The sequence below is a fragment of the Streptomyces sp. NPDC037013 genome, from assembly GCF_055607265.1.
On sequence record NZ_JBVJRV010000001.1, the window covers coordinates 962970 to 984419 of the forward strand.

Consider the following 21450-nt stretch of genomic DNA (forward strand, 5'->3'; position numbering starts at 1 on the left):
GTCTCTTCCCTCGTACAGGCCGCTGCGGCATCCTGCGCCCATGCAGACGGAGTTGAGCAAGAGACTGGGGATCGAGCACGCCATCTTCGGCTTCACGCCCTTTCCCGCGGTGGCCGCCGCCATCAGCAGGGCGGGCGGGTTCGGGGTGCTCGGCGCGGTCCGCTACACGGCGCCGCAGGAGCTGGCCACGGACCTCGACTGGGTCCAGGAGCACGTCGACGGCAGACCCTACGGGCTCGACGTCGTCATGCCCGCGAAGAAGGCCGAGGCCAAGGACGGGCAGCCGCTCACGGAGGCCGACGTCGAGGCGATGATCCCCGAGGGGCACCGGCAGTTCGTCAGGGAAACCCTCGCCAAACACGGCGTGCCCGAGCTCGACGAGGGCGAGGAGTCCGGCTGGCGCATCACCGGCTGGATGGAACAGGTCGCCCGCAGCCAGCTCGACGTCGCCTTCGACTACCCGATCAGACTCCTCGCCAACGCGCTCGGCTCGCCGCCCGCCGACGTGATCCGGCGCGCCCACGACCACGACATCCTCGTCGCCGCCCTCGCCGGCAGCGCCCGGCACGCGCGCAAACACGCGGAGGCCGGCATCGACGTCGTCGTCGCCCAGGGGTACGAGGCGGGCGGCCACACCGGCGAGATCGCCTCCATGGTGCTCACGCCCGAAGTCGTCGACGCCGTCTCCCCCCTGCCGGTACTCGCCGCCGGGGGCATCGGCAGCGGCCGGCAGGTCGCGGCCGCGCTCGCGCTCGGCGCCCAGGGCGTCTGGCTCGGCTCCCTGTGGCTCACCACCACGGAGGCCGACCTCCACTCGGCCGCCCTCACCCGGAAACTGCTCGCCGCCGGTTCCGGCGACACGGTCCGCTCCCGTGCCCTGACCGGCAAACCCGCCCGCCAGCTCCGCACGGAGTGGACCGACGCCTGGGACGACCCCCAGGGGCCAGGGCCGCTGCCGATGCCGCTGCAAGGGCTCCTTGTCGCCGAGGCCGTCTCGCGCATCCAGAAGTACGAGGTGCCGGAGCTGCTCGGCACCCCGGTCGGACAGATCGTCGGCCGGATGAACAGCGAACGCAGCGTCCAGGCCGTCTTCGACGATCTCACGCGCGGCTTCGAGAAGGCCGTCGACCGTGTCATCCGCATCGCGGAAAGGGGAAGTCAGTCGTGAGCACACCCCCCAACGGCTTCTGGGCCCAGGCCACGGCCGACCCGGGCCGCACCGTCCTCGTGGCGCCCGGCGGTGAGGAGTGGACGGCGGGCCGGCTGCACGGTGAGGTCAACCAGCTGGTGCACGGGCTGCGCGCCGCCGGCCTGGAGCGCGGCGACGCGTTCGCCGTCGTGCTGCCCAACGGCACCGAGTTCCTCACCGCGTATCTGGCCGCCTCCCAGGCCGGCTTCTACCTCGTCCCCGTCAACCACCACCTGGTCGGGCCCGAGATCGCCTGGATCGTCGCCGACTCAGGCGCCAAGGTGCTGATCGCCCACGAGCGGTACGCCGACGCCGCGGTGGCGGCGGCCGACGAGGCGGGCCTCCCGGCGAGCCACCGCTACGCCGTCGGCGACGTGCACGGCTTCCGCCCGTACCGTCAACTCCTGGACGGGCAGAGCGAGTCGGTGCCCGCCGACCGCACGCTCGGCTGGGTCATGAACTACACGTCGGGCACCACGGGGCGGCCGCGCGGCATCCGGCGCCCGCTCTCCGGCAAGCTCCCCGAGGAGTCCTACCTGGGCGGCTTCCTCGGCATCTTCGGCATCAAGCCCTTCGACGGCAACGTCCACCTGGTGTGTTCACCGCTCTACCACACCGCCGTGCTCCAGTTCGCGGGCGCCGCCCTGCACATCGGCCACCCGCTGGTCATCATGGACAAGTGGACGCCCGAGGAGATGCTCCGCCTCATCGACGCGCACAAGTGCACGCACACCCACATGGTCCCGACCCAGTTCCACCGCCTGCTCGCGCTCCCGGACGCCACGAAGGCCGCCTACGACGTCTCCTCGATGCGGCACGCCATCCACGGCGCCGCGCCCTGCCCCGACCACGTCAAGCGCGCCATGATCGAGTGGTGGGGAGAGTGTGTCGAGGAGTACTACGCGGCCAGCGAGGGCGGCGGCGCGTTCGCCACCGCGCAGGAGTGGCTGAAGAAGCCGGGCACGGTCGGAAAGGCCTGGCCCATCAGCGAGTTGGCCGTCTTCGACGACGACGGCAACCGGCTGCCGCCCGGCGAGCTCGGCACCGTCTACATGAAGATGTCGACCGGCGGATTCTCGTACCACAAGGACGAGACGAAGACGAGGAAGAACCGCATCGGGGACTTCTTCACCGTCGGTGACCTCGGCCTCCTCGACGAGGACGGGTACCTCTTCCTGCGTGACCGCAAGATAGACATGATCATCTCCGGTGGGGTCAACATCTACCCCGCGGAGATCGAGTCCGCCCTCCTCACCCACCCCGCCGTCGCGGACGCCGCCGCCTTCGGGATCCCGCACGACGAGTGGGGCGAGGAGGTCAAGGCCGTCGTCGAGGTGGCCGAAGGGTGGAGCGCCGACGATGCGCTCGCCGCCGAGATCCTGGCCCACTGCGAGCGCCGGCTCGCCGGCTACAAGCGGCCGAAGAGCGTCGACTTCATCGGGACGATGCCGCGCGACCCGAACGGCAAGCTGTACAAGCGGCGGCTGCGCGAACCGTATTGGGAGGGACGCGACCGCGCCGTGTGACATCCGGGGAGCCGGGGCCGGGGGAGTCGCGGCGGGCACGGGAGCCGTCACACGCCCCCGTGCCCGCCGCCGGACGCGGGCGCTCAGCGGCGCTCGCGCACCCGCACCACCTTCAGCGCCGGATCGCCGAGGATCTCCTTCTCACAGAAGCGCGATGTCACCCACCGCTCTTTCGCGTACAGCTTCGTCTGGTCGCTGTAGTGCGCCGAGTTGGGGTTGGAGGACTGGGAGTACGACAGGAGCGTGCGCGCCTCCGGGCAGGCGCCGCCGTCCCAGCCGACGGCCTGGATGTGGCTCGATCCGTGCACGACCTCGGTGTAGCCCTCGCCGGCGTCCCAGTCGGCCTCGATCTTGTTCCAGACGCCGAGGGACTCCGTGCCGCCGGAGACGGGCAGGCGCTCGCCGCCGCGCACCACGTACTGGTTGGCGCCCAGCGGGGCGTCCAGGGCGATGTTCGCCGCGGTCAGCTCCCGCACCGCGTCGGCCAGCGCGGTCCTGAACCCCGGCAGCGCGGTGTCGAGGGTGTTCGGGGTGCGCACCGGGTCGGCCGCCGAGAACGGCACCTTCCAGAGCTGCGCGTTGGGGACGGCCGCCGTCAGCTTCCGCCAGAAGCGGTCGAAGAGCAGGGCGCCGCGGCTCCCGCTGTCCATGCTGTGGTCCCAGCGGGCCAGCACCCGGCAGGCCCCGGACACGTCGACCGCCTTGCCGTCACTGCCCGTCGCCGTCCCGCCCGGCAGGGCCGCGCAGGCCTTCGCCGTGTCGTCCGCGGCGAGGTCCGCCGCGGGGACACGGTTGGCGAACTGCCGGCGCTGCAGGTCGCGGACGGTCAGGCCGCCCTTCTCCGCCATCGCCGACACGTCCTCGATGGCCCCGCGCGTACGCATCGAGCGCTGGGTGCCGATCGTGCCGAAGACCCGTTCATAACCGGTGACCGGCCGGTCGGCGTTGGTCAGCCAGGCGCTGTCGTTGGAGTTCTCCGCGTAGGGGGCGTCCTTCACGGTGGGCATCCGGGAGGGCCCGAAGGTGCCGGGCTGCACCGCGTCCTTGTCCGCGCCGAGGTCGCATGCCCGGCGCGAGCCGTCGAGGACGGCGACACCCGACGCCGGGTAGGTGACCTTGCCGAGGGCGGTGCTGCAGCGTTGCGCCAGGTCGTCGGTGATCCGGGGGAGCACCTGGGACTGGGTGAGCAGCGAGTGGCCGTGGCGGTCGGCGGCGACGGTGTTCACCCACGGCAGTCCCTGGGTGTCGCGCAGGGCCTTCAGGACGCCCGCGGTGGAGCGCGCCTTGCCGAAGCCGAGATCGGTGTCACTGCCGCGCAGGTTCACGGCGTTGGGGTCGTTCAGCGCGTACGCCGTGGTCGAGGACCAGGGGAGCGGGAGCTGGGGGCCGAGTCCGGTGACGACCGGGCCGTAACGAGTCCACCACTGGGTGCGGGTGACCGCGGCACCGTCCTTGACGGGCACCGTGACCGTGCGCTTGGTCATCTTCCGCCGCTCGCCGTCCACCAGATAGGTGGTCGGGTCGGCCGGGTCCAGGGTGAGCTGGTGCAGATTGAGGGTGACGCCGGTCGCCACCGTGTGGCTCCACGCCACATCGCCGTTGAAGCCGATGTTGACGACGCTCGTGCCGAGCAACGAGCCGCCGGAGACGTTCAGTTCGCCGGGAATGGTCTGCTGCGACTGCCAGAAGCGGCGGCCGCCGTGCCAGGGGTAGTGCGGATTGCCGAGCAGCAGCCCCCTGCCGTTCGCGGTGGTCTCTCCGCTGAACGCGACGGCGTTGGACCCCATGTCGGCGTCCTGCGCGGAGAACAGCTCGCGGGCCGCCTTCGCCGTGCGCCGCGGGTCGGGCGCGCGGTGGTCGGTGGCCGTGGCCGGTGGCGTGGCGGCCGTGATGCCGTCGATGCCGCGCCCCTGCCCGCCGAGCACCTGCACGGCGTAACCCTGGCTCGCCACGTCCAGCACGGTGATGGGGCGCACCCAGGCGGCCTTCGCGCACGCCGGGTCGGTGATGCGGTTCTGCTTGAGCCACGCGTTGTACCCGGCCGCGAAACCGCGCATGAGTTCCTTGGTCCGCCGTCCGGGGCCGGCGGGTGCGGGTTTCGCCAGGAGCTTCTGCACGGTCCGGGCCTCTCGTACGCCGCGGAAGTACAGGTCGCTGCCGAGGTTGGTGGAGGCGGACGACAGCGCCCCGCCGGGGGAGGCGTCGGCGCCGAAGTAGCGGGAGCGTTCGCCGCGGACGGTCACGTAGCCGTCGGCGAGCGTGCACACCTGATCGGCGGCCTGTGCCCAGCCGGTCCCGAAGCCGAGGTTCTCGTAATCCTTGGCACGTATGTGCGGAATGCCGTACTCGGTGTAGCGGATGGTGGCGTGCAGGCCGCCGTCGGACGGGTGGGCGTCCCGGGGCGCGGCTCCCGCGCCGGTCGACGGCAGCAGGGCCGCCGCCGTCAATAGGGCGATTCCCGCGGCCGCCCGGCCTCTTGTGCGGATGCGCATCGTGCCTCCCAACTGGAGTGAGGGAAGGAGCGGTTGAGCGTACCAAGCGGTCGGTCACTTTCGTGGTCGCTTGGTCACCGCGGTGGTGCGCGGGGAGGCTGTCGGGGCGGCGCGGAAACCGGACTCATCGCCGGTGCGAGAAGAACCCCGCCGATGGCGAGGTCCTGGGAAGAGAGCTGCGGGACCGCTTCGGCACGGACTGGCGTGCGGGGCGGTCCCGGTGGCAGGGGTCAGGCTCTGGCGTGGTGTCGCTCGCCGTTCTCGGGCGAGCCGGTGTCCGACGGCTCCGCGCGGTCGGCTTCGTCCCGGACCAGCAGGGAGAGCAGCGAGGCCACGGCCAGACCGGACTCGGCGGGGTGGCGGAGCACCTTACTGGGGTCGATGCGGTACGTGTTGGTACGTCCCTCCCTGGTGTGGGAGAGGTAACCATCCTGCTCGAGGTCGGCGATGATCTTCTGGACAGCCCGCTCCGTCAGCCGGCAATGGGCTGCGATGTCGCGGATCCGGGCGTTGTGGTTGTCGGCAATGGCCGCCAGCACTCTGGCGTGATTGGTCAGAAACGTCCATCCGGTGTGTGGCTCGGGCACTCCATCCATGCGCCAACTCTAGGACGAGACATACGCGATTTCAAAAACACGTACGTTAGTTCCGGTATTAGTTGACGTATGTGGGGGGTTGCGGGCAGCCTAGGGGCGGCGATAGGCGCAACTAGAGGAGAGGTCATGCCGGAGCCCGCGTTCTCTCGGGAGTCCTCTACGGGGGGCGGAGATCATCATGGCCGCACATCAGTGCCCTTGCCGTCCCCTCCGCCATCCCTGCCACCGCCGCAGCGGAGCGGCAGGGAGCCGGTGCGCGCCCGGGCGAGGGTCGTCCTGCGGGGCGACCTCGACCTCGACACCGCCCGACGGCTGCGCCCCGAGCTGTACGACACCCTCAGCCAGGCACCCGGCGGCATCGACCTGGACCTGGCGGACGTGGACTTCTGCGACTGCTCCGGCCTCAACCTCCTGCTCCGCCTCCGCCACCACGCCGTGAAGCAGGGCAAGACCATCGCCATTGCCGCCGGCAGCCCTGCGGTGGAGCGGCTGTTCGAGCTGACCGGGACCCGTGGGTTGTTCGCGCGCCCGGGCCAGGAACGCGACCAGGGCCCGCAGGACCCCGCCGAGGCCCCCGCCACCCACGAGGCCGCCCGGGAACCGGACGGCGAGGCCGCCCGCGTCGATGCGCACGCCGGCGCCCTCGAAGCGGACGACGCGTCGGAACCGGGCGAGGACTCCGTCCAGGGGCTGCGCACCGTGGTGGCCCAGTTGCGCCGGGCCATGCAGACGCGGCCGACCATCGACCTCGCCCGGGGCATCCTCATGTCCTCCTTCAGCCTGAGCCCCGAGGCGGCGTGGGAGGTCCTGGTCACGGCCTCGCAGAACACCAACACCAAGCTGCACCTGCTGGCCCGGGACGTCGTGGGCGCCGTGCACGGCGGCGCCCTGCCCGACGGCGTACGCAAGCAACTGGAGGCCGCGATCGCCAAGGCGAACGGGTCGGCGCCCGTGCCGTCGCCGCCCCCGTCCCCTTGACCGGCGGCCTCCGCGACGGGGCCGTGCCGGCGTCAGCGGACCACCGTGGCCGGGCGCTTCACGCGTGACGGCTTCCTGGGCCGGCGCACGTGACAGAGGCCGACCGCACAGCTGCTCCCGCGATGCTCCGTCCGCGTGTCGTCGCCCTCCGTCTCCAGGGCGGCCACGTCCGGCGCCAGGATGTCGAGCAGACGCTGCAAGTCGCCGGTGGCGACCGCCTGTTGGAAGGCGTGGAAGGCGATCCGGGCCTCGTCCCTGGTGACGGGGGAGCACGGTCGGCGCGCGGCGACGTGGGACCGCGCCCGGTGGGCGATCTGGCGGACGGTGACGGGGTTCTTGCCGACGGCCCCGGCGATCACGTCGTAATCCACGTCGAACACCTCGCGCAGCACGAACACCGCACGTTCGGTCGGCGCCAGCGTCTCGAGGACCAGCAGCATCGCCATCGAGACGCTCTCGGTGAACTCCACCCCCTCGGCGACGTCGGGCGCGACCAGTGACGGCTCCGGCAGCCACGGCCCGACGTAGGCCTCCTTGCGGCGGCCCAGCGCGCGCAGCCGGTCCAGCGCCAGGCGCGTGACGATCCGCACCAGGTAGGCGCGTCTGTCCCGCACCGTGTCGAGTTCGACCCTGGCCCAGCGCAGCCAGGCCTCCTGCAGTACGTCCTCGGCGTCGGTGACCGAACCGAGCATCTCGTGGGCGACGGTGAACAACAGGTTGCGATGGAGCAGGAACACCTCGGTGCCGGGGTCCACGGACCCCGGCGGGTCGGCACGGGCGACCGTCTCGGCCGTACCCGCGTCTCGTTCCCTGCCTGCTCTCATGTCCGGCTCCCGCCTGCTCGTCCCCAGTGCTGCCACATGCACAAGACCTCGCGGCCCCACCGTTCTGTGACACATGCGCCGTGATGCGCGTCACACAGGTCTCCTGTCACAGGGTTCAGGGGGGCGACGTCTGATGTTCATCAGGGGCGCGGCGTGGAGAGAAGGGCACGGAAAATGGGCAGCAGCAAGTTCGCGGTGGCGGGAGCAACGGGGCGTCTGGGACGCCATGTTGTCGACGTCCTGACCGAACGGGGGCACGAGGTCGTTCCGATGTCCCGGGCCCACGGCGTGGACATCATCACCGGCAAGGGCCTGGCGGACGCCCTCACCGGAGTCGACATCATCCTCGACGTCGCCTCGTGGCACTCCCTCGACCAGCAGGAGGCGACGGAGTTCTTCGGCACCGCGACCCGCAACCTCCACGAGGCGGGCCGGGAGGCCGGGGTCGGCCAGGTCGTCGCCGTGTCCGTCATCGGCGTCGACGGCTCCACCGTCGGGTTCGGCGTCGCCCAGCAGGTGCACGAGCTGGCCAATCTGTGCGGCGTCCTGCCCGCCCGCATCCTGCGGGCCGCGCAGTTCCACGAGTTCGTCGGGCAGCTCCTGGACTGGCAGCACGGCGACGTCGCCTACATCCCGACCTGGCCGAGCCAGCTCGTGGCCGCCCGCACCGTGGCCGAGGCGATGGTCGACCTGGCCACCGACCCCGACGTGCCGGACCAGCCGGACCCCCGGGCGGCGTTCCCCGAGATCGCCGGGCCCCGCGAGGAGACCCTGGCCGGAGCGGCGAAACTCCTCGGCGCCCGCCGCAACATCGAGGTCGTCGCCGTCGACCAGTCCGCCGACTCCGACGTCGGGGCGGCCGCCAGGGGCTGCCTCCTGCCCAGCGCACACGCCAAACTCGCCGGACCCACCTTCCAGGAGTGGCTCGACGCCCAGCCGTGACGCGCGCGGACCGGGGCGGTCCTCCCGACCGCCCACTCAGTCCCGCAGATCCACGATCCGTTTGAACTTGCCCACCGACCGCTCCAGCGTCTCCGGATCGACGATCTCCACACCCACCGAGACCCCGATGCCGTCCTTCACCGCCGCCGCGATCTCCCGGGCCGCCGCGTCGCGCCGAGTGGACGGCGTGTCCGCACGGGCCTCGGCCCGCACCGTCAGGGCGTCCATACGGCCCTCGCGCGTCAGCCGCAGCTGGAAGTGCGGGGCGATCCCGAGGGTGCGCAGCACGATCTCCTCGATCTGGGTGGGGAAGAGATTCACGCCGCGCAGGATCACCATGTCGTCGCTGCGGCCCGTCACCTTCTCCATCCGGCGGAAGATCCGTGCTGTGCCGGGCAGGAGCCGCGTCAGGTCACGCGTGCGATACCGGATCAGCGGCATGGCCTCCTTCGTCAGCGCGGTGAAGACCAGCTCGCCGTGGTCACCGTCCGGCAGCGCCTCCCCCGTGATCGGATCCACCACCTCGGGGTAGAAGTGGTCCTCCCAGATGTGCAGCCCGTCCTTGGTCTCCACGCACTCCTGCGCGACCCCGGGACCGATCACCTCCGAGAGCCCATAGATGTCCACGGCGTCGATCGCGCACCGCTCCTCGATCTCCCGCCGCATCTCCTCGGACCACGGCTCCGCGCCGAAGATGCCGACCCGCAGCGACGTCGTACGGGGGTCCACGCCCTGCCGCTCGAACTCCTCCAACAGGGTGAGCATGTACGAAGGCGTCACCATGATGATCTCGGGGCGCAGGTCCTGGATCAGCCGCACCTGCCGCGCCGTCATGCCACCGGACGCGGGGATCACCGTGCACCCGAGGCGCTCCGCGCCGTAGTGCGCGCCCAGACCGCCGGTGAACAACCCGTACCCGTACGCCACATGGACCTTGTCGCCGGGCCTGCCGCCCGCGGCGCGGATCGAGCGCGCCACCACGTCCGCCCACATGGAGAGGTCCTGCTCCGTATAACCGACGAGCGTCGGCTGCCCCGTCGTACCGCTGGAGGCGTGCAGCCGGCGCACCTCCGACTGCTCCACCGCGAACATGCCGTACGGGTAGTTGGCCCGCAGGTCGTCCTTGGTCGTGAAGGGGAAGCGCGCGAGGTCGCCGAGGGAGCGGCAGTCGTCGGGGCGCAGCCCAGCCTTGTCGAAGGCCGCCCGGTAGAACGGGACGTTCTCGTACGCGTGCAGCAGGGTGTCCTGGAGGCGTTCCAGCTGCAGGGCCCCGAGCTCCCGGGGGCCGAGCCGTTCCGCCGCGTCGAGCAGTGGCGGCCTACGCGTCATAAGGAGTGCTCCCGTCCTGAACGGGCGACCGATCATTCGGTCGTCGATCTTCTGTCGAGCTCAGTAATCCAGGCCCCGCAGTGGGCGTCAAGAGATCGAACGCGGCGGCTTCCAGCTGGGGCGAAGGGGCATGGGCCAGGGTCATGGGCCACACCCGTAAGGCGTTGCCGGGACGGGTGACCGGATGTGATGATCACTGCCATGCCGACATTCAGCGCGTACGACGGGACAGAGCTCGCCTACCACGAGAAGGGGGAGGGCGAGCCGCTGCTCTGCCTCCCGGGCGGCCCCATGCGCGCGTCGGTCTACCTCGGCGACCTCGGCGGCCTGGCCGCGCACCGCCGCCTGATCCTGCTCGACCTGCGCGGCACGGGCGACTCCGCGGTGCCGGACGACCCGGCGACGTACCGCTGCGACCGGCTCGTCGACGACGTCGAGGCGCTGCGCGAACACCTCGGGCTCGACCAGGTCGACGTTCTCGGCCACTCCGCGGGCGGCGACCTCGCCACGCTGTACGCCGCCCGCCACCCGAAGCGGATCCGCACCCTCGTCCTCGTCACCCCCGCCACGCTCGCCGTGGGCGGCGTCGTCACCGACGAGGACCGCAGCGAGGCGGCCGCCCTGCGCAAGGATGAGCCCTGGTACCCGGCGGTGGAGACCGCGCTGCGGGAGATCGCGGCGGGCGGCGCGCCCAGCGCGGGCTGGGAGGTCATCGGCCCGCTCCTGTACGGCCGTTGGGATGCGCGGGCACAGGCCCACCGGGACGCGAGCGCCTCCCAGAAGAACGCGGCGGCCTCCGAGGCGTACTACGGCGAGGCCTCCTTCGACCCGCCCGCGACCCGTGCCGCTCTCACGGCCGTGACCGCTCCCGTCCTCGTGCTCGCGGGCGCCTACGACGGTGGCCCCAACCCCGTCCGGGCCGCAGCGCTCGCGGAGCTGTTCCCGGGCGGCGTCTGCCAAGTGCAGCCGGGCGGCGGCCACTTCCCGTGGCTCGACGACCCGGAGTGGTTCGTGCGGCGGGTGGCGGGGTTCCTCGCGCAGGACTGACGGGCCGCCGGGCGGTGCGCAGTTGGTGAGGAGTGTCCGGCGCGCGGTGCAGGTGGCATGCGGCGTCCTGCTCGTACGATGACCGCCGACCGTGCCCGTTCACCGGACGTCCGTCATCGAACCTTTGGGGGAACCGTCGTGCGCCTCGCCACTCCCGCCTCCCGCCTGCTCGCCACCGGCGCGCTGACCGCCGCCCTCCTCGCCGGAGCCGGCACCAGCGCCGCGACGCCCGCGCACCCCGTCCCCGCGCAGCCCGCCCACGCCACCGCGACCGAGGGCCCCTACGCCCAACTGCGCCCCCTCGTCGCCCTTTCCGCGCAGCGCCTGGCCACCGCGGACCTCGTCGCCGCGGCCAAGTACGGCACGGACAGCCCCATCGACGATCCGGCCCGCGAGCGTCAGGTCCTGGAGGCGGTGGCCGCACAGGCGGCCGAGGCGGGCGCCGACCCGGCGGCGACCGTACGCATCTTCCGCGACCAGATCGAGGCCAACAAGCTCGTCCAGCGCGGGCTGTTCCGCCGCTGGGACGCCGACCCTTCCCAGGCGCCGACCCGGCGGCCCGACCTCGGCGAGGTCCGCAAGGAGATCAACCGCGTCAACGGCGAACTGGTGCGGGCCATCGCCGCCTCGCCGGACGCGCGGAACGCCCCGTACTGCGGGGGAGTGCTGACGGCGGCAGCCGTGCACGTGCGGTACGCGGACCGGCTCGACGCCCTGCACTCCGCCGCTCTGCGCCGGGCGCTGCCGTCAGTCTGCGCGCACTGACACCCGCGCCGTGTCGCGCGGGCTCCGGCAGGCGAACCGGGGCAGGAAGTACTGGGTGACGGCGCCGACCGCGACGGCGTACAGCACCGTGCCGACGCCCACCGTCCCGCCGAGGAGCCCGCCCACGACCAGTACCGCCACCTCGATGACGGTGCGGACCCGCCGCAGCGACCACCCGGTCACGGCGGCCGCGCCGGTCATCAGTCCGTCGCGGGGCCCGGGGCCGAAGCGGGCGCCGACGTAGACGGCGACGGAGAGGCCGTTGAGGACGACACCGCCCGCGAGGAGGCCGGCACGGGCGGGCAGGCCGAGCCCTTCGGGCAGGACGAGCAGCCCGAGGTCCGACGAGGCGGCCAGGACGACGATGTTGGCGAAGGTGCCGAACGTCGGCCGCTGCTTCAGCGGTATCCACAGCAGCAGGACGAGCACACCGAGAACGGCGCTGATCGCGCCGAAACTGAGCGGGGTACGGCGCTCGACACCCTCGTACAGAACGCTCCACGGGTTCACGCCGAGCGAGGCACGGACGAGGAGGGAGAGGCTGAACCCGTAGAGGGCGAGACCGAGCAGGAGCTGCGGCAGACGTCTCAAGGGACGCTCGTGGAAAGGGATGTACGAGATGGGCGGGGTGTCCTGCCGCATGAACTGCTGCCTCCGTGCCGGTGTACGAGCGCGCGCCTCGAAGGCCGCCGCGCGGTGAAGCCGAGGTCGCGTGGGCAGGCCTTCAAAGCCATTGCGGCCACTCTGTAGAGTCGATTGGCCCGGAAAACACAGCCAATCCCAGGAGAATGGTGTGGTCGACGCAGACACCTCACGGTCCGTGAGCGAGGCGGCAGGACGCACCGACCGGACTCTGGGCGCCCGGCGGCTCGCCGCGATGCTGCCTGACCCGGCCGGAATGCGGCCCGCCTACCGCCACCTCGCCCAGGCGATCGGCGCACTGATCCTGGACGGACGCATCGCCCTGCACGTGCGGCTCCCCGCCGAACGCGAGCTGGCCGCCGCCCTCGACACCAGCCGAACCACCGTCACCGCCGTCTATGACCTGCTGCGCGAGAACGGATTCGCGCACAGCAGGCAGGGCGCCGGCACCTGGACGGCGCTCCCCGAAGGCCGGGCCCCCAGCGGCGTACGGCGGCTCCTCGGGGCCGAGGACACCGCGATCGACCTGGCCAGGGCCGCCCCCGGCCTGCCGCCGCACGAACTCACCGACGCCCTCACCCGCATCACCCCACACCTGGCGGCGCACGCGCACACCCCCGGCTACCACCCCTACGGCCTGCCCGAACTCCGGGCCGCCATCGCCGAGCGCTTCACCCGGCGGGGCCTGGCCACCGTGCCCGAGCAGATCCTCGTCACCTCCGGCGCCCAGCACGCGCTCACCCTCGCACTCGGCCTTCTCTGCTCCGCGGGCGACCGTGCCCTGGCCGAGAACCCCTCGTATCCGAACGCCTTGGAGGCCATGCGCCGCGCCCGGCTGCGCACGCTGCCGGTGCCGGTCGGCGACGAAGGCTGGGACATCGGCATCGTCGAGTCCGCCTTCCGGGAGTCGGTGCCCCGACTCGCCTACCTGATCGCCGACTTCCACAACCCGACGGGCTGCCTCATGCCCGATGACGAGCGGGGCCGGGTCCTCCGCGCCGCCCGGGGGTCCGGGTCCTGGGTCGTCGTCGACGAGACCCTCGCCGAGCTCGCTCTCGACGTGCCCGCGCCACCGCCCATGGCCGCGCACGCCACCCCCGGCGACGCGGGCCGGCTCATCACCGTGGGCTCCATGAGCAAGACGCACTGGGCGGGCCTGCGCATCGGCTGGCTGCGGGCCCCCGCGCGGCTCGTCACCGAACTCGCGGGACAGCGCGTCGCCACCGACATGGGCGGCTCGGTCCTCGACCAGCTACTGGCCCTGGACCTCCTCGACCGGGCCGACGACCTGCTGCCCGCCCGCCTGGAACAGCTGCGCGCGGGCCGCGCCGCGCTCGCCGCGGCACTGACCGAACACCTCCCCGACTGGAAGTGGCGGCTGCCCCCGGGCGGTCTGTCGCTCTGGGTGGACCTGGGCGCGCCGGTCGCGTCGGCGTTGGCCGAAGGGGCGCTCCGGCACGGGGTACGGATCGAGAGCGGTTCCTGTTTCGCCACGGACCCCGGCGTCTTCGAACAGCGCCTGCGCATTCCGTACACGGTCGCGCCGGACACCTTGCGGGAGGCGGTGCGCCGCATGGCGGCCGCGCTCGCGGACGGCCTCTCGGCCGAACCTGTTGGGGGGCGTGCGCGCTGGGTGGCTTGAGGTGGGGGCGGTGTACGGCCCCTTCCCGGCCGGCGCGGCGGGCTTCTCGGCAGGTCGTGGGGGTGTCGCACGGCGTCGGCGCCGGCCCCTCCACTCTCGTCGCGACCTAGTTCCGCCACAATGCAACTTCCGGCATACGGCCGTTGCCCCGGACGTGAAATCGCAGTTCAGGAGCTCGACATTGTCTCTGGACCTCAATCTGCTGCGCGTGTTGGACGCCCTGCTCCAGGAGAACAGCGTGACCCGCGCGGCCGAGCGGCTCGGCACCTCGCCCGCCGCCGTCAGCCGTACGCTGGCCAGGCTGCGCCGCATCGTCGGCGATCCGCTGCTGGTCCGGGCCGGACAGGGCATGGTGCCGACGCCGCGCGCGCTGGAACTCCGCGGCGAGGTGAGCGCGCTGCTGCGCGGCTGCGACGACGTACTGCGGCCCGGCGCCGGTTTCGACGCCGTCCACCTGCGCCGCACGTTCACCGTGCAGGCCACCGACGTGCTCCTGGCGGGGCTCGCCGGGACCCTGATGGAACGGATACGGGCCGAGGCCCCGCACGTGGACGTCGTCTTCCTGCCGGAGACGATGGAGGGCGGCCCCGGGCTGCGGCAGGGCTCGGTCGACGTCGAGCTGGGCTCGCTCGGGCACCTGGACCCGGAGATCCGCACGCGCGAGCTGATGCGGATGACGCTCGTCGCCGTCGCGCGCGTCGGACATCCCCTCTTCGACGGGCCGATCGACGCGCGCCGCTTCGCCGCGGCCGACCACATCGGCATCTCCCGGCGCGGCAGACGCCGGGGCCCCATCGACACCGCACTCGCCGAGCTCGGCCTGCGGCGCCGGACCGCCGTCGTCGTGCCCAGCCACACGAGTGCGATGGTGCTGGCCCGGGACACCGACCTGGTCGCGCTCACCCCGGACGGCTGGCTCCAGGACACCATCGCGGCGCTCGGCCTGCGTACGTTCCCCATCCCTCTCGACCTGGACCCCATCGACCTGGGAATGGCCTGGCACCCCCGCAACTCCTCCGACCCGGGCCACCGCTGGTTCCGCGACCACTTGGCGGCGGCCTCAACTGAGGTTGTGGGCACGGATTTCGACCGCGAGCGCGGGGCACAGTCATCTCCATGACCCGGGACGGGAAGACCTGCTTCTACCGCGCCGACGCGTTCGGTTGCGTCGTCGCCGAAGGTGTACGGGGCGCCGCTCGCGAGGAACTCACATGACCGGGGCCCGGCATCCAGGGCTTCGTCGGGCGATGGTCCAACTGCTCCTCGTCCTGCTCGCCCTCTACCTCGTCTGGTTCGCCGTCTCCTACTTCTCGGGCGGCTCCCTCGGGGCCTCCCTGACCGCGCCCCTCATGCTCCTGGCGCCCGGAGCCGGGATGGCGGTCATCCGCTACAAGCGGTTCAAGCCGCGATAGGACCGGGACCCGCGCCCAGCCAGCTACCCTCCCGCCGCCACCGACTTCGCCCACCGGTAGTCCGCCTTGCCGCTCGGTGAGCGTTGGATGTGGTCGGTGAAGACCACGGCGCGTGGGATCTTGTATCCGGCAAGGCGTTCCCGGCAGTGGGCCTGGACCGCCGCGAGGTCCAGTGGGGATGCGTCGGCGCGGAGTTGGATGACCGCGGCGACCCGGTTGCCCCACCGTTCGTCCGGTACGCCGGCGACCAGCGCGTCGTAGACGTCCGGGTGGGACTTGAGGGCCTGCTCGACCTCTTCCGGGTACACCTTCTCGCCGCCCGTGTTGATGCACTGCGAGCCGCGTCCGAGCACGGTGACGATCCCGTCCTCGTCGACCGTCGCCATGTCGCCGAGCAGCACCCAGCGTTCGTCGTCCCTCTGGAAGAATGTCTCGGCGGTCTTGGCCGGGTCGTTGTAGTAGCCGAGCGGCACGTGGCCGCGCTGGGCGAGGCGGCCGGGTTCTCCCACCGGGACCGGTTCGTGCGTCGCCGGATCGACCACCTGGGTCCGCTCGTTGACCTCCAGACGGAAGCCCTTCTCCGGGCCCGAGTCGTCCGTCGCCCTGCCGTTGGAACCCGACTCCGAGGAGCCGAAGTTGTTGAGGAGCAGGACGTTCGGCACGAGTTCCTGGAACTGGGCGCGCACCGTCTCCGACATGATCGCGCCGGACGAGGAGACGCTGAACAGCGAGGACAGGTCGGTGCCCGCGAGGGGGCCGCGCAGCGCGTCGATGAGCGGCCTGAGCATCGCGTCGCCGACCAGCGAGACGCTGGACACCTTCTCCTTCTCGATGGTCCGCAGTACCTCTTCGGGGACGTACTTGCGGTGCAGGGCCACCCGCTGCCCGTAGTTGAAGGCGATGAACGACGTCAGCGTCGACGTGCCGTGCATCAGCGGGGGAGTGGGGAAGAACGTCAGCCCCGGGCCGCCCGCCGCGACACGCTCCGCCAGCTCCTCGGGCCGCTTCACCGGCTCTCCCGTCGGCTCGCCGCCGAAGAGCCCCGCGAAGAACAGGTCCTCCTGGCGCCACATGACGCCTTTCGGCATGCCGGTCGTGCCGCCGGTGTAGATGATGAACAGGTCGTCGCCCGAGCGCGGGCCGAACCCCCGCTCCGGCGAACCCGCCGCCTCCGCGTCGGCGAAGGCCACCGCGTCGAGCGGGGGCGCGTCCGCGGGGGGCGCCCCCACCCGTATCAGGTGCCGCAGCTTCTCCGTGCGCGGCAGCGCGGCGGCGACCCGGCCGGTGAACTCGGCGTCGAAGACGAGCGCCGCGAGGTCCGCGTCGCGGTAGAGGTAGATCAACTCCTCTTCCACGTAACGGTAGTTGACGTTGACGGGCACCAGGCGGGCCTTGAGGCAGCCGAGGACGGTCTGCAGGTATTCGACGCCGTTGTACAGGTGCAGGCCCAGGTGTTCGCCGGGCTCCAGGCCGCTGTCGATGAGGTGGTGGGCGATGCGGTTGGCGGCCGCGTCGAGTTCCGCGTAGGTCAGGCGGTGCTCCGCGCCCGTACCGGGGTGGTCGATGTAGACGAGCGCCTCTCGGTCGGGGACCACGTCGACGACCGACTCGAACAGGTCGGCAAGGTTGTACTCCACCGCACTCCTCCTGACCCCGGTGCCCACAGTCATCTCTGGCCTGGCGGTCATCAGAGCAGAGCCGCCACCAAGTGGGAAGGGCCCCCGCCCAACAAAACTGACTGACTGTCAGAAAACTATTGAACTGGCTCCCCGGCTACTGCAACCTGTTCCAGGTCCGGCGGCGACAGCCCGGCCGCCCGCCGGCCGTCGATGGAGGGAGCACGGCACATGGGTGGCACCGAACACCTCTCCGTGCGGCGCGAAGGCGCCACACTGATACTGACGCTGAACAGGCCCGAGGCGAAGAACGCGCTGTCCCTCACGATGCTCGTGGGCCTCTACGACGGCTGGCTCGCGGCCGACGAGGACGACGAGATCCGCTCCATCGTGCTCACCGGCGCCGGCGGAGCCTTCTGCGCGGGCATGGACCTCAAGGCCCTGGCGGGCAAGGGAATGGCGGGGGAGCGGTACAGGGACCGGCTCGCGGCCGACCCCGACCTGCACTGGAAGGCGATGCTGCGGCACCACCGCCCCCGCAAACCCGTCATCGCGGCCGTCGAGGGCTACTGCGTCGCGGGTGGCACGGAGATCCTGCAGGGCACGGACATCCGCGTGGCGGGGGAGTCGGCGACCTTCGGTCTCTTCGAGGTCAGGCGCGGGCTCTTCCCCATCGGCGGCTCAACCGTGCGCCTCCCCCGGCAGATCCCCCGTACCCACGCCCTCGAAATGCTGCTCACCGGACGCCCCTACTCGGCCGCCGAGGCCGCTTCCATCGGACTCGTCGGACACGTCGTCCCGGACGGCACCGCGCTGGAGAAGGCCCTCGTCATCGCCGAGCAGATCAACGCGTGCGGACCGCTCGCCGTCGAGGCGGTCAAGGCCTCCGTGTACGAGACCGCCGAGATGACCGAGACGGAGGGACTGGCCGCCGAACTGAAGCGGGGGTGGCCGGTGTTCGACACGGCCGACGCGAAGGAGGGCTCCAGAGCCTTCGCGGAGAAGCGGGCTCCTGTCTTCCGCCGGGCGTAGCCGCGGACGGCACGGTGCCCCGCGCACCCCACCGGACGCCCCGGGTCTCTACCGAAACGGAGTTCTGCCCATGACATCCGCTCCCTCCCCGGAGGTGCTGCGCGCGCCTCTCGTCGTCGAGTTCCCCTTCACCCGCTCCCTCGGGCCCGTGCAGAGCGCTTTCCTCACCGGGCTGCGCGAGCGCGCCGTGCTCGGCGTCAGGACCGGCGACGGCCGCACGCTCGTCCCGCCCGTCGAGTACGACCCGGTGACCGCCGAGGAGATATGCGACCTGGTCGAGGTCGACACGACCGGCACCGTCACCACTTGGGCCTGGAACCACGAGCCCCGCCGCGGCCAGCCCCTGACGACCCCCTTCGCCTGGGTCCTTGTCAGGCTCGACGGCGCCGACACCGCCCTGCTCCACGCCCTCGACGCACCGGGCCCGGAGGCCGTGCGCACCGGCATGCGGGTCAAGATCCGCTGGGCGGCCGAACGCGTCGGCGCCATCACGGACATCGCCTGCTTCGAGCCGTACGAAGGCGAGGGCGAAGGCGTAGGCGTGGGCGTGGGCCAAGTCCAAGGCGGCGGCGAGACGGTCCGGCCGCAGCCGCACCGCGGCGAGTTCGCGGAGCCCGTCACCGGAATCGTCGCGGCCGCGCGGCTCGACTACACCTACTCGCCCGGGCGCGCCCAGTCCGCCTACATCCACGCCCTCTCCGAGCGCAGGACCGTCGGCGAGCGCTGCCCGTCCTGCCACAAGGTGTACGTACCGCCCCGCGGCGCCTGCCCGACCTGCGGCGTCGCCACGACCGACCGGGTCGAGGTCGGACCGCGCGGAACGGTCACCACGTACTGCATCGTCAACATCAAGGCGAAGAACCTCGACATCGAAGTCCCGTACGTCTACGCGCACATCGCCCTCGACGGCGCCGACCTCGCCCTGCACGCCCGCATCGCGGGCATCCCCTACGACCAGGTCCGCATGGGCCTGCGCGTCGAACCCGTATGGACCGAGGGCGGCCGCTACCCCGACCACTACCGGCCCACCGGCGAGCCCGACGCCGACTACGACACGTACAAGGAGCTGGTGTAGATGGCGCCCGACAAGCCGTCCGTGATGCGGCCCGCCCGCGACGTCGCCATCGTCGCCTTCGGGCAGAGCGACCACCTCCGCACCTCCGACGAGCTCTCCGAGGTCGAGATGCTCATGCCGGTGCTGCACGAGGTCCTCGCCGCGACCGGTCTGAGGACCAGCGACATCGGCTTCACCTGCTCCGGCTCCTCGGACTACCTCGCCGGCCGGGCCTTCTCCTTCACGATGGCGCTCGACGGGGTGGGCGCCTGGCCGCCGATCTCCGAGTCACACGTAGAGATGGACGGCGCCTGGGCGCTGTACGAGGCTTGGGTGAAGCTGCAGACCGGCGAGGCCGACACCGCGCTCGTCTACTCCTACGGCAAGTCCTCGCCGGGGTCCGTCCGCGACGTGCTGACCCGTCAGCTCGACCCGTACTACGTGGCCCCGCTCTGGCCCGACTCCGTGGCGCTCGCCGCGCTCCAGGCGCAGGCGCTGATCGACGCGGGGGAGACCGACGAGCCCGCCCTCGCCGGGGTGGCGAGCCGCAGCCGCGCCGACGCGTCCGCCAACCCCCACGCGCAGCTGCGCGGAGCGGTCGAGCAGGGCGAGTACGCCGTACGTCCGCTGCGCACCGGCGACTGCCCGCCGATCGGCGACGGCGCCGCCGCCGTGATCCTCGCGGCCGGGGAGCGGGCCCGCGAGCTGTGCGAACGGCCGGCCTGGATCCGCGGCATCGACCACCGCATCGAGGCGCACGCCCTCGGGGTGCGCGACCTCACCGACTCGCCGTCCACGCGTCTGGCCGCCGAACGCGCGGGCGTCTTCGAACGGCCCGTCGACACGGCCGAGTTGCACGCGCCCTTCACCTCGCAGGAGGTCGTCCTGCGCAAGGCCCTGCGCCTCGGTGACGACGTCACCGTGAACCCGTCCGGCGGCGCGCTCGCCGCCAACCCGGTCATGGCCGCCGGACTCATCCGGCTCGGCGAGGCCGCCGCCCGCATCCACCGGGGCGCGTCGGACCGGGCCGTCGCCCATGCCACGTCCGGACCCTGCCTCCAGCAGAACCTGGTGGCCGTCCTGGAAGGAGACGCCCGATGAGCCGAGCGCCGGGCAAGGAGCCGGTCGCCGTCGTGGGGATCGGCCAGACCAAGCACGTGGCCGCACGGCATGACGTGTCGATCGCGGGGCTGGTCCGCGAGGCGGCCCACAGCGCCCTGGCGGACGCGGAGTTGACCTGGGCCGACATCGACGCCGTCGTCATCGGCAAGGCGCCCGACTTCTTCGAGGGCGTCATGATGCCGGAGCTGTACCTCGCCGACGCGCTCGGCGCCGTCGGCAAACCCATGCTCCGCGTCCACACGGCGGGCTCCGTGGGCGGCTCCACGGCGCTGGTCGCCGCCAACCTCGTCGCGGGCCGCGTCCACGGCACCGTCCTGACCCTCGCCTTCGAGAAGCAGTCGGAATCGAACGCGATGTGGGGCCTGTCGCTGCCCATCCCCTTCCAGCAGCCGCTGCTCGCCGGCGCGGGCGGCTTCTTCGCCCCGCACGTGCGCGCGTACATGCGGCGTACCGGCGCCCCCGACTCGGTCGGCTCGCTCGTGGCGTACAAGGACCGTCGCAACGCCCTGAAGAATCCCTTCGCGCACCTCCACGAGGAGGACATCACCCTGGAGAAGGTGCAGGCGTCGCCGATGCTCTGGGACCCGATCCGCTACTCCGAGACCTGCCCGTCCTCGGACGGCGCCTGCGCAATGGTCCTGACCGACCGTGCGGGCGCGGCCCGTTCGCCCCGGCCGCCCGCATGGATGCACGGCGGCGCGATGCGCAGCGAACCGACGCTCTTCGCCGGGAAGGACTTCGTCTCCCCGCAGGCGGGCAAGGACTGCGCGGCCGACGTCTACCGGCAGGCCGGCATCGCGGACCCGCGGCGGGAGATCGACGCCGTCGAGATGTACGTGCCGTTCTCCTGGTACGAGCCGATGTGGCTGGAGAACCTCGGCTTCGCGGCGGAGGGTGAGGGGTGGAAACTCACCGAGTCCGGCGTGACGGAACTGGACGGTGACCTTCCGGTGAACATGTCCGGCGGCGTCCTCTCCACCAACCCCATCGGCGCGTCCGGCATGATCCGCTTCGCCGAAGCGGCACTTCAGGTGCGCGGCCAGGCCGGTGAACATCAAGTGGACGGCGCGCGGCGGGCGCTCGGACACGCGTACGGAGGCGGTTCGCAGTTCTTCGCCATGTGGCTGGTCGGAGCCGAACCGCCCACCACCTGACGGCGCCCGTCCGGCCGGCCGGCCCACGGCCCTTCCGTCGCGGCCTGTCCGGCGCCCGGAGCGAAAGCTAGGCTGGCGCCGGACGACG

The 21450-nt window shown here is 72.0% G+C and carries 18 protein-coding genes and 1 pseudogene; 13 read left to right on the top strand and 6 right to left on the bottom strand.

All coding sequences use genetic code 11. The features are described 5' to 3' along the window. The first annotated feature begins 40 nt into the window (after window positions 1-40). Window positions 41-1168 carry a nitronate monooxygenase gene (locus ACZ7DY_RS04145; RefSeq protein ID WP_471129694.1) on the top strand — a complete coding sequence of 376 codons (1128 nt, stop codon included), beginning with the start codon at window positions 41-43 and terminating at the stop codon, window positions 1166-1168. Then, entirely contained in the window at window positions 1165-2715 is a 1551-nt protein-coding gene (locus ACZ7DY_RS04150) for an acyl-CoA synthetase (protein ID WP_471129695.1), read from the top strand. The genes ACZ7DY_RS04145 and ACZ7DY_RS04150 overlap by 4 nt, the downstream gene beginning before the upstream one ends. 83 nt (window positions 2716-2798) lie before the next feature. Here the strand turns inward: ACZ7DY_RS04150 and ACZ7DY_RS04155 are convergent, their stop codons facing one another. After that, on the bottom strand, window positions 2799-5207 hold the full coding sequence (locus ACZ7DY_RS04155) for a penicillin acylase family protein (RefSeq protein WP_471129697.1): 2409 nt from the start codon (window positions 5205-5207) through the stop codon (window positions 2799-2801). Window positions 5208-5437: 230 nt separating this feature from the next. Next, entirely contained in the window at window positions 5438-5803 is a 366-nt protein-coding gene (locus ACZ7DY_RS04160; protein WP_471129699.1) for a helix-turn-helix transcriptional regulator, read from the bottom strand. 252 nt (window positions 5804-6055) lie between these two features. Between ACZ7DY_RS04160 and ACZ7DY_RS04165 the strand changes: the two genes are divergently transcribed. Further along, window positions 6056-6781, top strand: coding sequence for an ANTAR domain-containing protein (locus ACZ7DY_RS04165; RefSeq protein WP_471129702.1), 726 nt, complete (start codon window positions 6056-6058; stop codon window positions 6779-6781). A 32-nt stretch (window positions 6782-6813) separates the two neighbouring features. On the opposite strand, the gene ACZ7DY_RS04170 is transcribed toward ACZ7DY_RS04165, so the two are convergent. Continuing rightward, window positions 6814-7605, bottom strand: coding sequence for a sigma-70 family RNA polymerase sigma factor (locus tag ACZ7DY_RS04170; protein ID WP_471129705.1), 792 nt, complete (start codon window positions 7603-7605; stop codon window positions 6814-6816). A gap of 174 nt (window positions 7606-7779) precedes the next feature. On the opposite strand from ACZ7DY_RS04170, the gene ACZ7DY_RS04175 reads away from it, so the two are divergent. Further along, window positions 7780-8547, top strand: coding sequence for an SDR family oxidoreductase (locus tag ACZ7DY_RS04175; protein WP_471129707.1), 768 nt, complete (start codon window positions 7780-7782; stop codon window positions 8545-8547). Window positions 8548-8583: 36 nt separating this feature from the next. Here the strand turns inward: ACZ7DY_RS04175 and paaK are convergent, their stop codons facing one another. After that, the gene (gene paaK / locus ACZ7DY_RS04180) at window positions 8584-9876 is read right to left on the bottom strand and encodes a phenylacetate--CoA ligase PaaK (RefSeq protein WP_471129710.1); all 1293 of its coding nucleotides are present in this window, start codon (window positions 9874-9876) and stop codon (window positions 8584-8586) included. A 201-nt stretch (window positions 9877-10077) separates the two neighbouring features. On the opposite strand from paaK, the pseudogene ACZ7DY_RS04185 reads away from it, so the two are divergent. Beyond that, window positions 10078-10911: pseudogene (locus ACZ7DY_RS04185) on the top strand (alpha/beta fold hydrolase); the annotation flags it as partial. Window positions 10912-11061: 150 nt separating this feature from the next. Next, window positions 11062-11688, top strand: coding sequence for a chorismate mutase (locus ACZ7DY_RS04190; protein WP_471129713.1), 627 nt, complete (start codon window positions 11062-11064; stop codon window positions 11686-11688). Here the strand turns inward: ACZ7DY_RS04190 and yczE are convergent. Beyond that, the gene (gene yczE, locus ACZ7DY_RS04195; protein WP_471129716.1) at window positions 11671-12330 is read right to left on the bottom strand and encodes a membrane protein YczE; all 660 of its coding nucleotides are present in this window, start codon (window positions 12328-12330) and stop codon (window positions 11671-11673) included. The genes ACZ7DY_RS04190 and yczE overlap by 18 nt on opposite strands. A gap of 151 nt (window positions 12331-12481) precedes the next feature. Between yczE and yczR the strand changes: the two genes are divergently transcribed. From yczR to ACZ7DY_RS04210, 3 genes are all read left to right on the top strand, one after another. Further along, entirely contained in the window at window positions 12482-13972 is a 1491-nt protein-coding gene (gene yczR, locus ACZ7DY_RS04200) for a MocR-like transcription factor YczR (protein WP_471129718.1), read from the top strand. Between the two features lie 187 nt (window positions 13973-14159). Then, complete coding sequence (locus tag ACZ7DY_RS04205; RefSeq protein WP_471130227.1) at window positions 14160-15092, top strand: LysR family transcriptional regulator; 933 nt, start codon at window positions 14160-14162, stop codon at window positions 15090-15092. Window positions 15093-15219: 127 nt separating this feature from the next. Further along, window positions 15220-15384, top strand: coding sequence for a hypothetical protein (locus ACZ7DY_RS04210; protein WP_471129721.1), 165 nt, complete (start codon window positions 15220-15222; stop codon window positions 15382-15384). Between the two features lie 23 nt (window positions 15385-15407). Here the strand turns inward: ACZ7DY_RS04210 and ACZ7DY_RS04215 are convergent, their stop codons facing one another. Then, window positions 15408-17021 (bottom strand): acyl-CoA synthetase, encoded by a 1614-nt coding sequence (locus tag ACZ7DY_RS04215; protein ID WP_471129723.1) that lies wholly within the window; start codon window positions 17019-17021, stop codon window positions 15408-15410. A gap of 210 nt (window positions 17022-17231) precedes the next feature. Between ACZ7DY_RS04215 and ACZ7DY_RS04220 the strand changes: the two genes are divergently transcribed. The 4 genes from ACZ7DY_RS04220 to ACZ7DY_RS04235 all read left to right on the top strand — a co-directional run bounded on the left by ACZ7DY_RS04220 (window position 17232) and on the right by ACZ7DY_RS04235 (window position 21362). Beyond that, complete coding sequence (locus ACZ7DY_RS04220) at window positions 17232-18032, top strand: crotonase/enoyl-CoA hydratase family protein (protein ID WP_471129726.1); 801 nt, start codon at window positions 17232-17234, stop codon at window positions 18030-18032. Window positions 18033-18102: 70 nt separating this feature from the next. Next, window positions 18103-19107 (top strand): Zn-ribbon domain-containing OB-fold protein, encoded by a 1005-nt coding sequence (locus ACZ7DY_RS04225; protein ID WP_471129728.1) that lies wholly within the window; start codon window positions 18103-18105, stop codon window positions 19105-19107. Next, window positions 19108-20187, top strand: a complete 1080-nt coding sequence (locus ACZ7DY_RS04230) for a thiolase domain-containing protein (protein ID WP_471129731.1) — start codon at window positions 19108-19110, stop codon at window positions 20185-20187. Further along, the gene (locus ACZ7DY_RS04235; protein WP_471129733.1) at window positions 20184-21362 is read left to right on the top strand and encodes a thiolase domain-containing protein; all 1179 of its coding nucleotides are present in this window, start codon (window positions 20184-20186) and stop codon (window positions 21360-21362) included. Before ACZ7DY_RS04230 ends, ACZ7DY_RS04235 begins: the two co-directional genes overlap by 4 nt. The last annotated feature ends 88 nt before the right edge of the window (window positions 21363-21450 follow it).

Coding starts and splice junctions, on each gene's coding strand:
- ACZ7DY_RS04145 (WP_471129694.1), top strand. CDS start 41: ATGCAGACGGAGTTGAGCAAGAGACTGGGGATCGAGCACGCCATCTTC.
- ACZ7DY_RS04155 (WP_471129697.1), bottom strand. CDS start 5,207: ATGCGCATCCGCACAAGAGGCCGGGCGGCCGCGGGAATCGCCCTATTG.
- ACZ7DY_RS04160 (WP_471129699.1), bottom strand. CDS start 5,803: ATGGATGGAGTGCCCGAGCCACACACCGGATGGACGTTTCTGACCAAT.
- ACZ7DY_RS04170 (WP_471129705.1), bottom strand. CDS start 7,605: ATGAGAGCAGGCAGGGAACGAGACGCGGGTACGGCCGAGACGGTCGCC.
- ACZ7DY_RS04175 (WP_471129707.1), top strand. CDS start 7,780: ATGGGCAGCAGCAAGTTCGCGGTGGCGGGAGCAACGGGGCGTCTGGGA.
- paaK (WP_471129710.1), bottom strand. CDS start 9,876: ATGACGCGTAGGCCGCCACTGCTCGACGCGGCGGAACGGCTCGGCCCC.
- yczE (WP_471129716.1), bottom strand. CDS start 12,330: ATGCGGCAGGACACCCCGCCCATCTCGTACATCCCTTTCCACGAGCGT.
- ACZ7DY_RS04210 (WP_471129721.1), top strand. CDS start 15,220: ATGGTCCAACTGCTCCTCGTCCTGCTCGCCCTCTACCTCGTCTGGTTC.
- ACZ7DY_RS04220 (WP_471129726.1), top strand. CDS start 17,232: ATGGGTGGCACCGAACACCTCTCCGTGCGGCGCGAAGGCGCCACACTG.
- ACZ7DY_RS04225 (WP_471129728.1), top strand. CDS start 18,103: ATGACATCCGCTCCCTCCCCGGAGGTGCTGCGCGCGCCTCTCGTCGTC.
- ACZ7DY_RS04230 (WP_471129731.1), top strand. CDS start 19,108: ATGGCGCCCGACAAGCCGTCCGTGATGCGGCCCGCCCGCGACGTCGCC.
- ACZ7DY_RS04235 (WP_471129733.1), top strand. CDS start 20,184: ATGAGCCGAGCGCCGGGCAAGGAGCCGGTCGCCGTCGTGGGGATCGGC.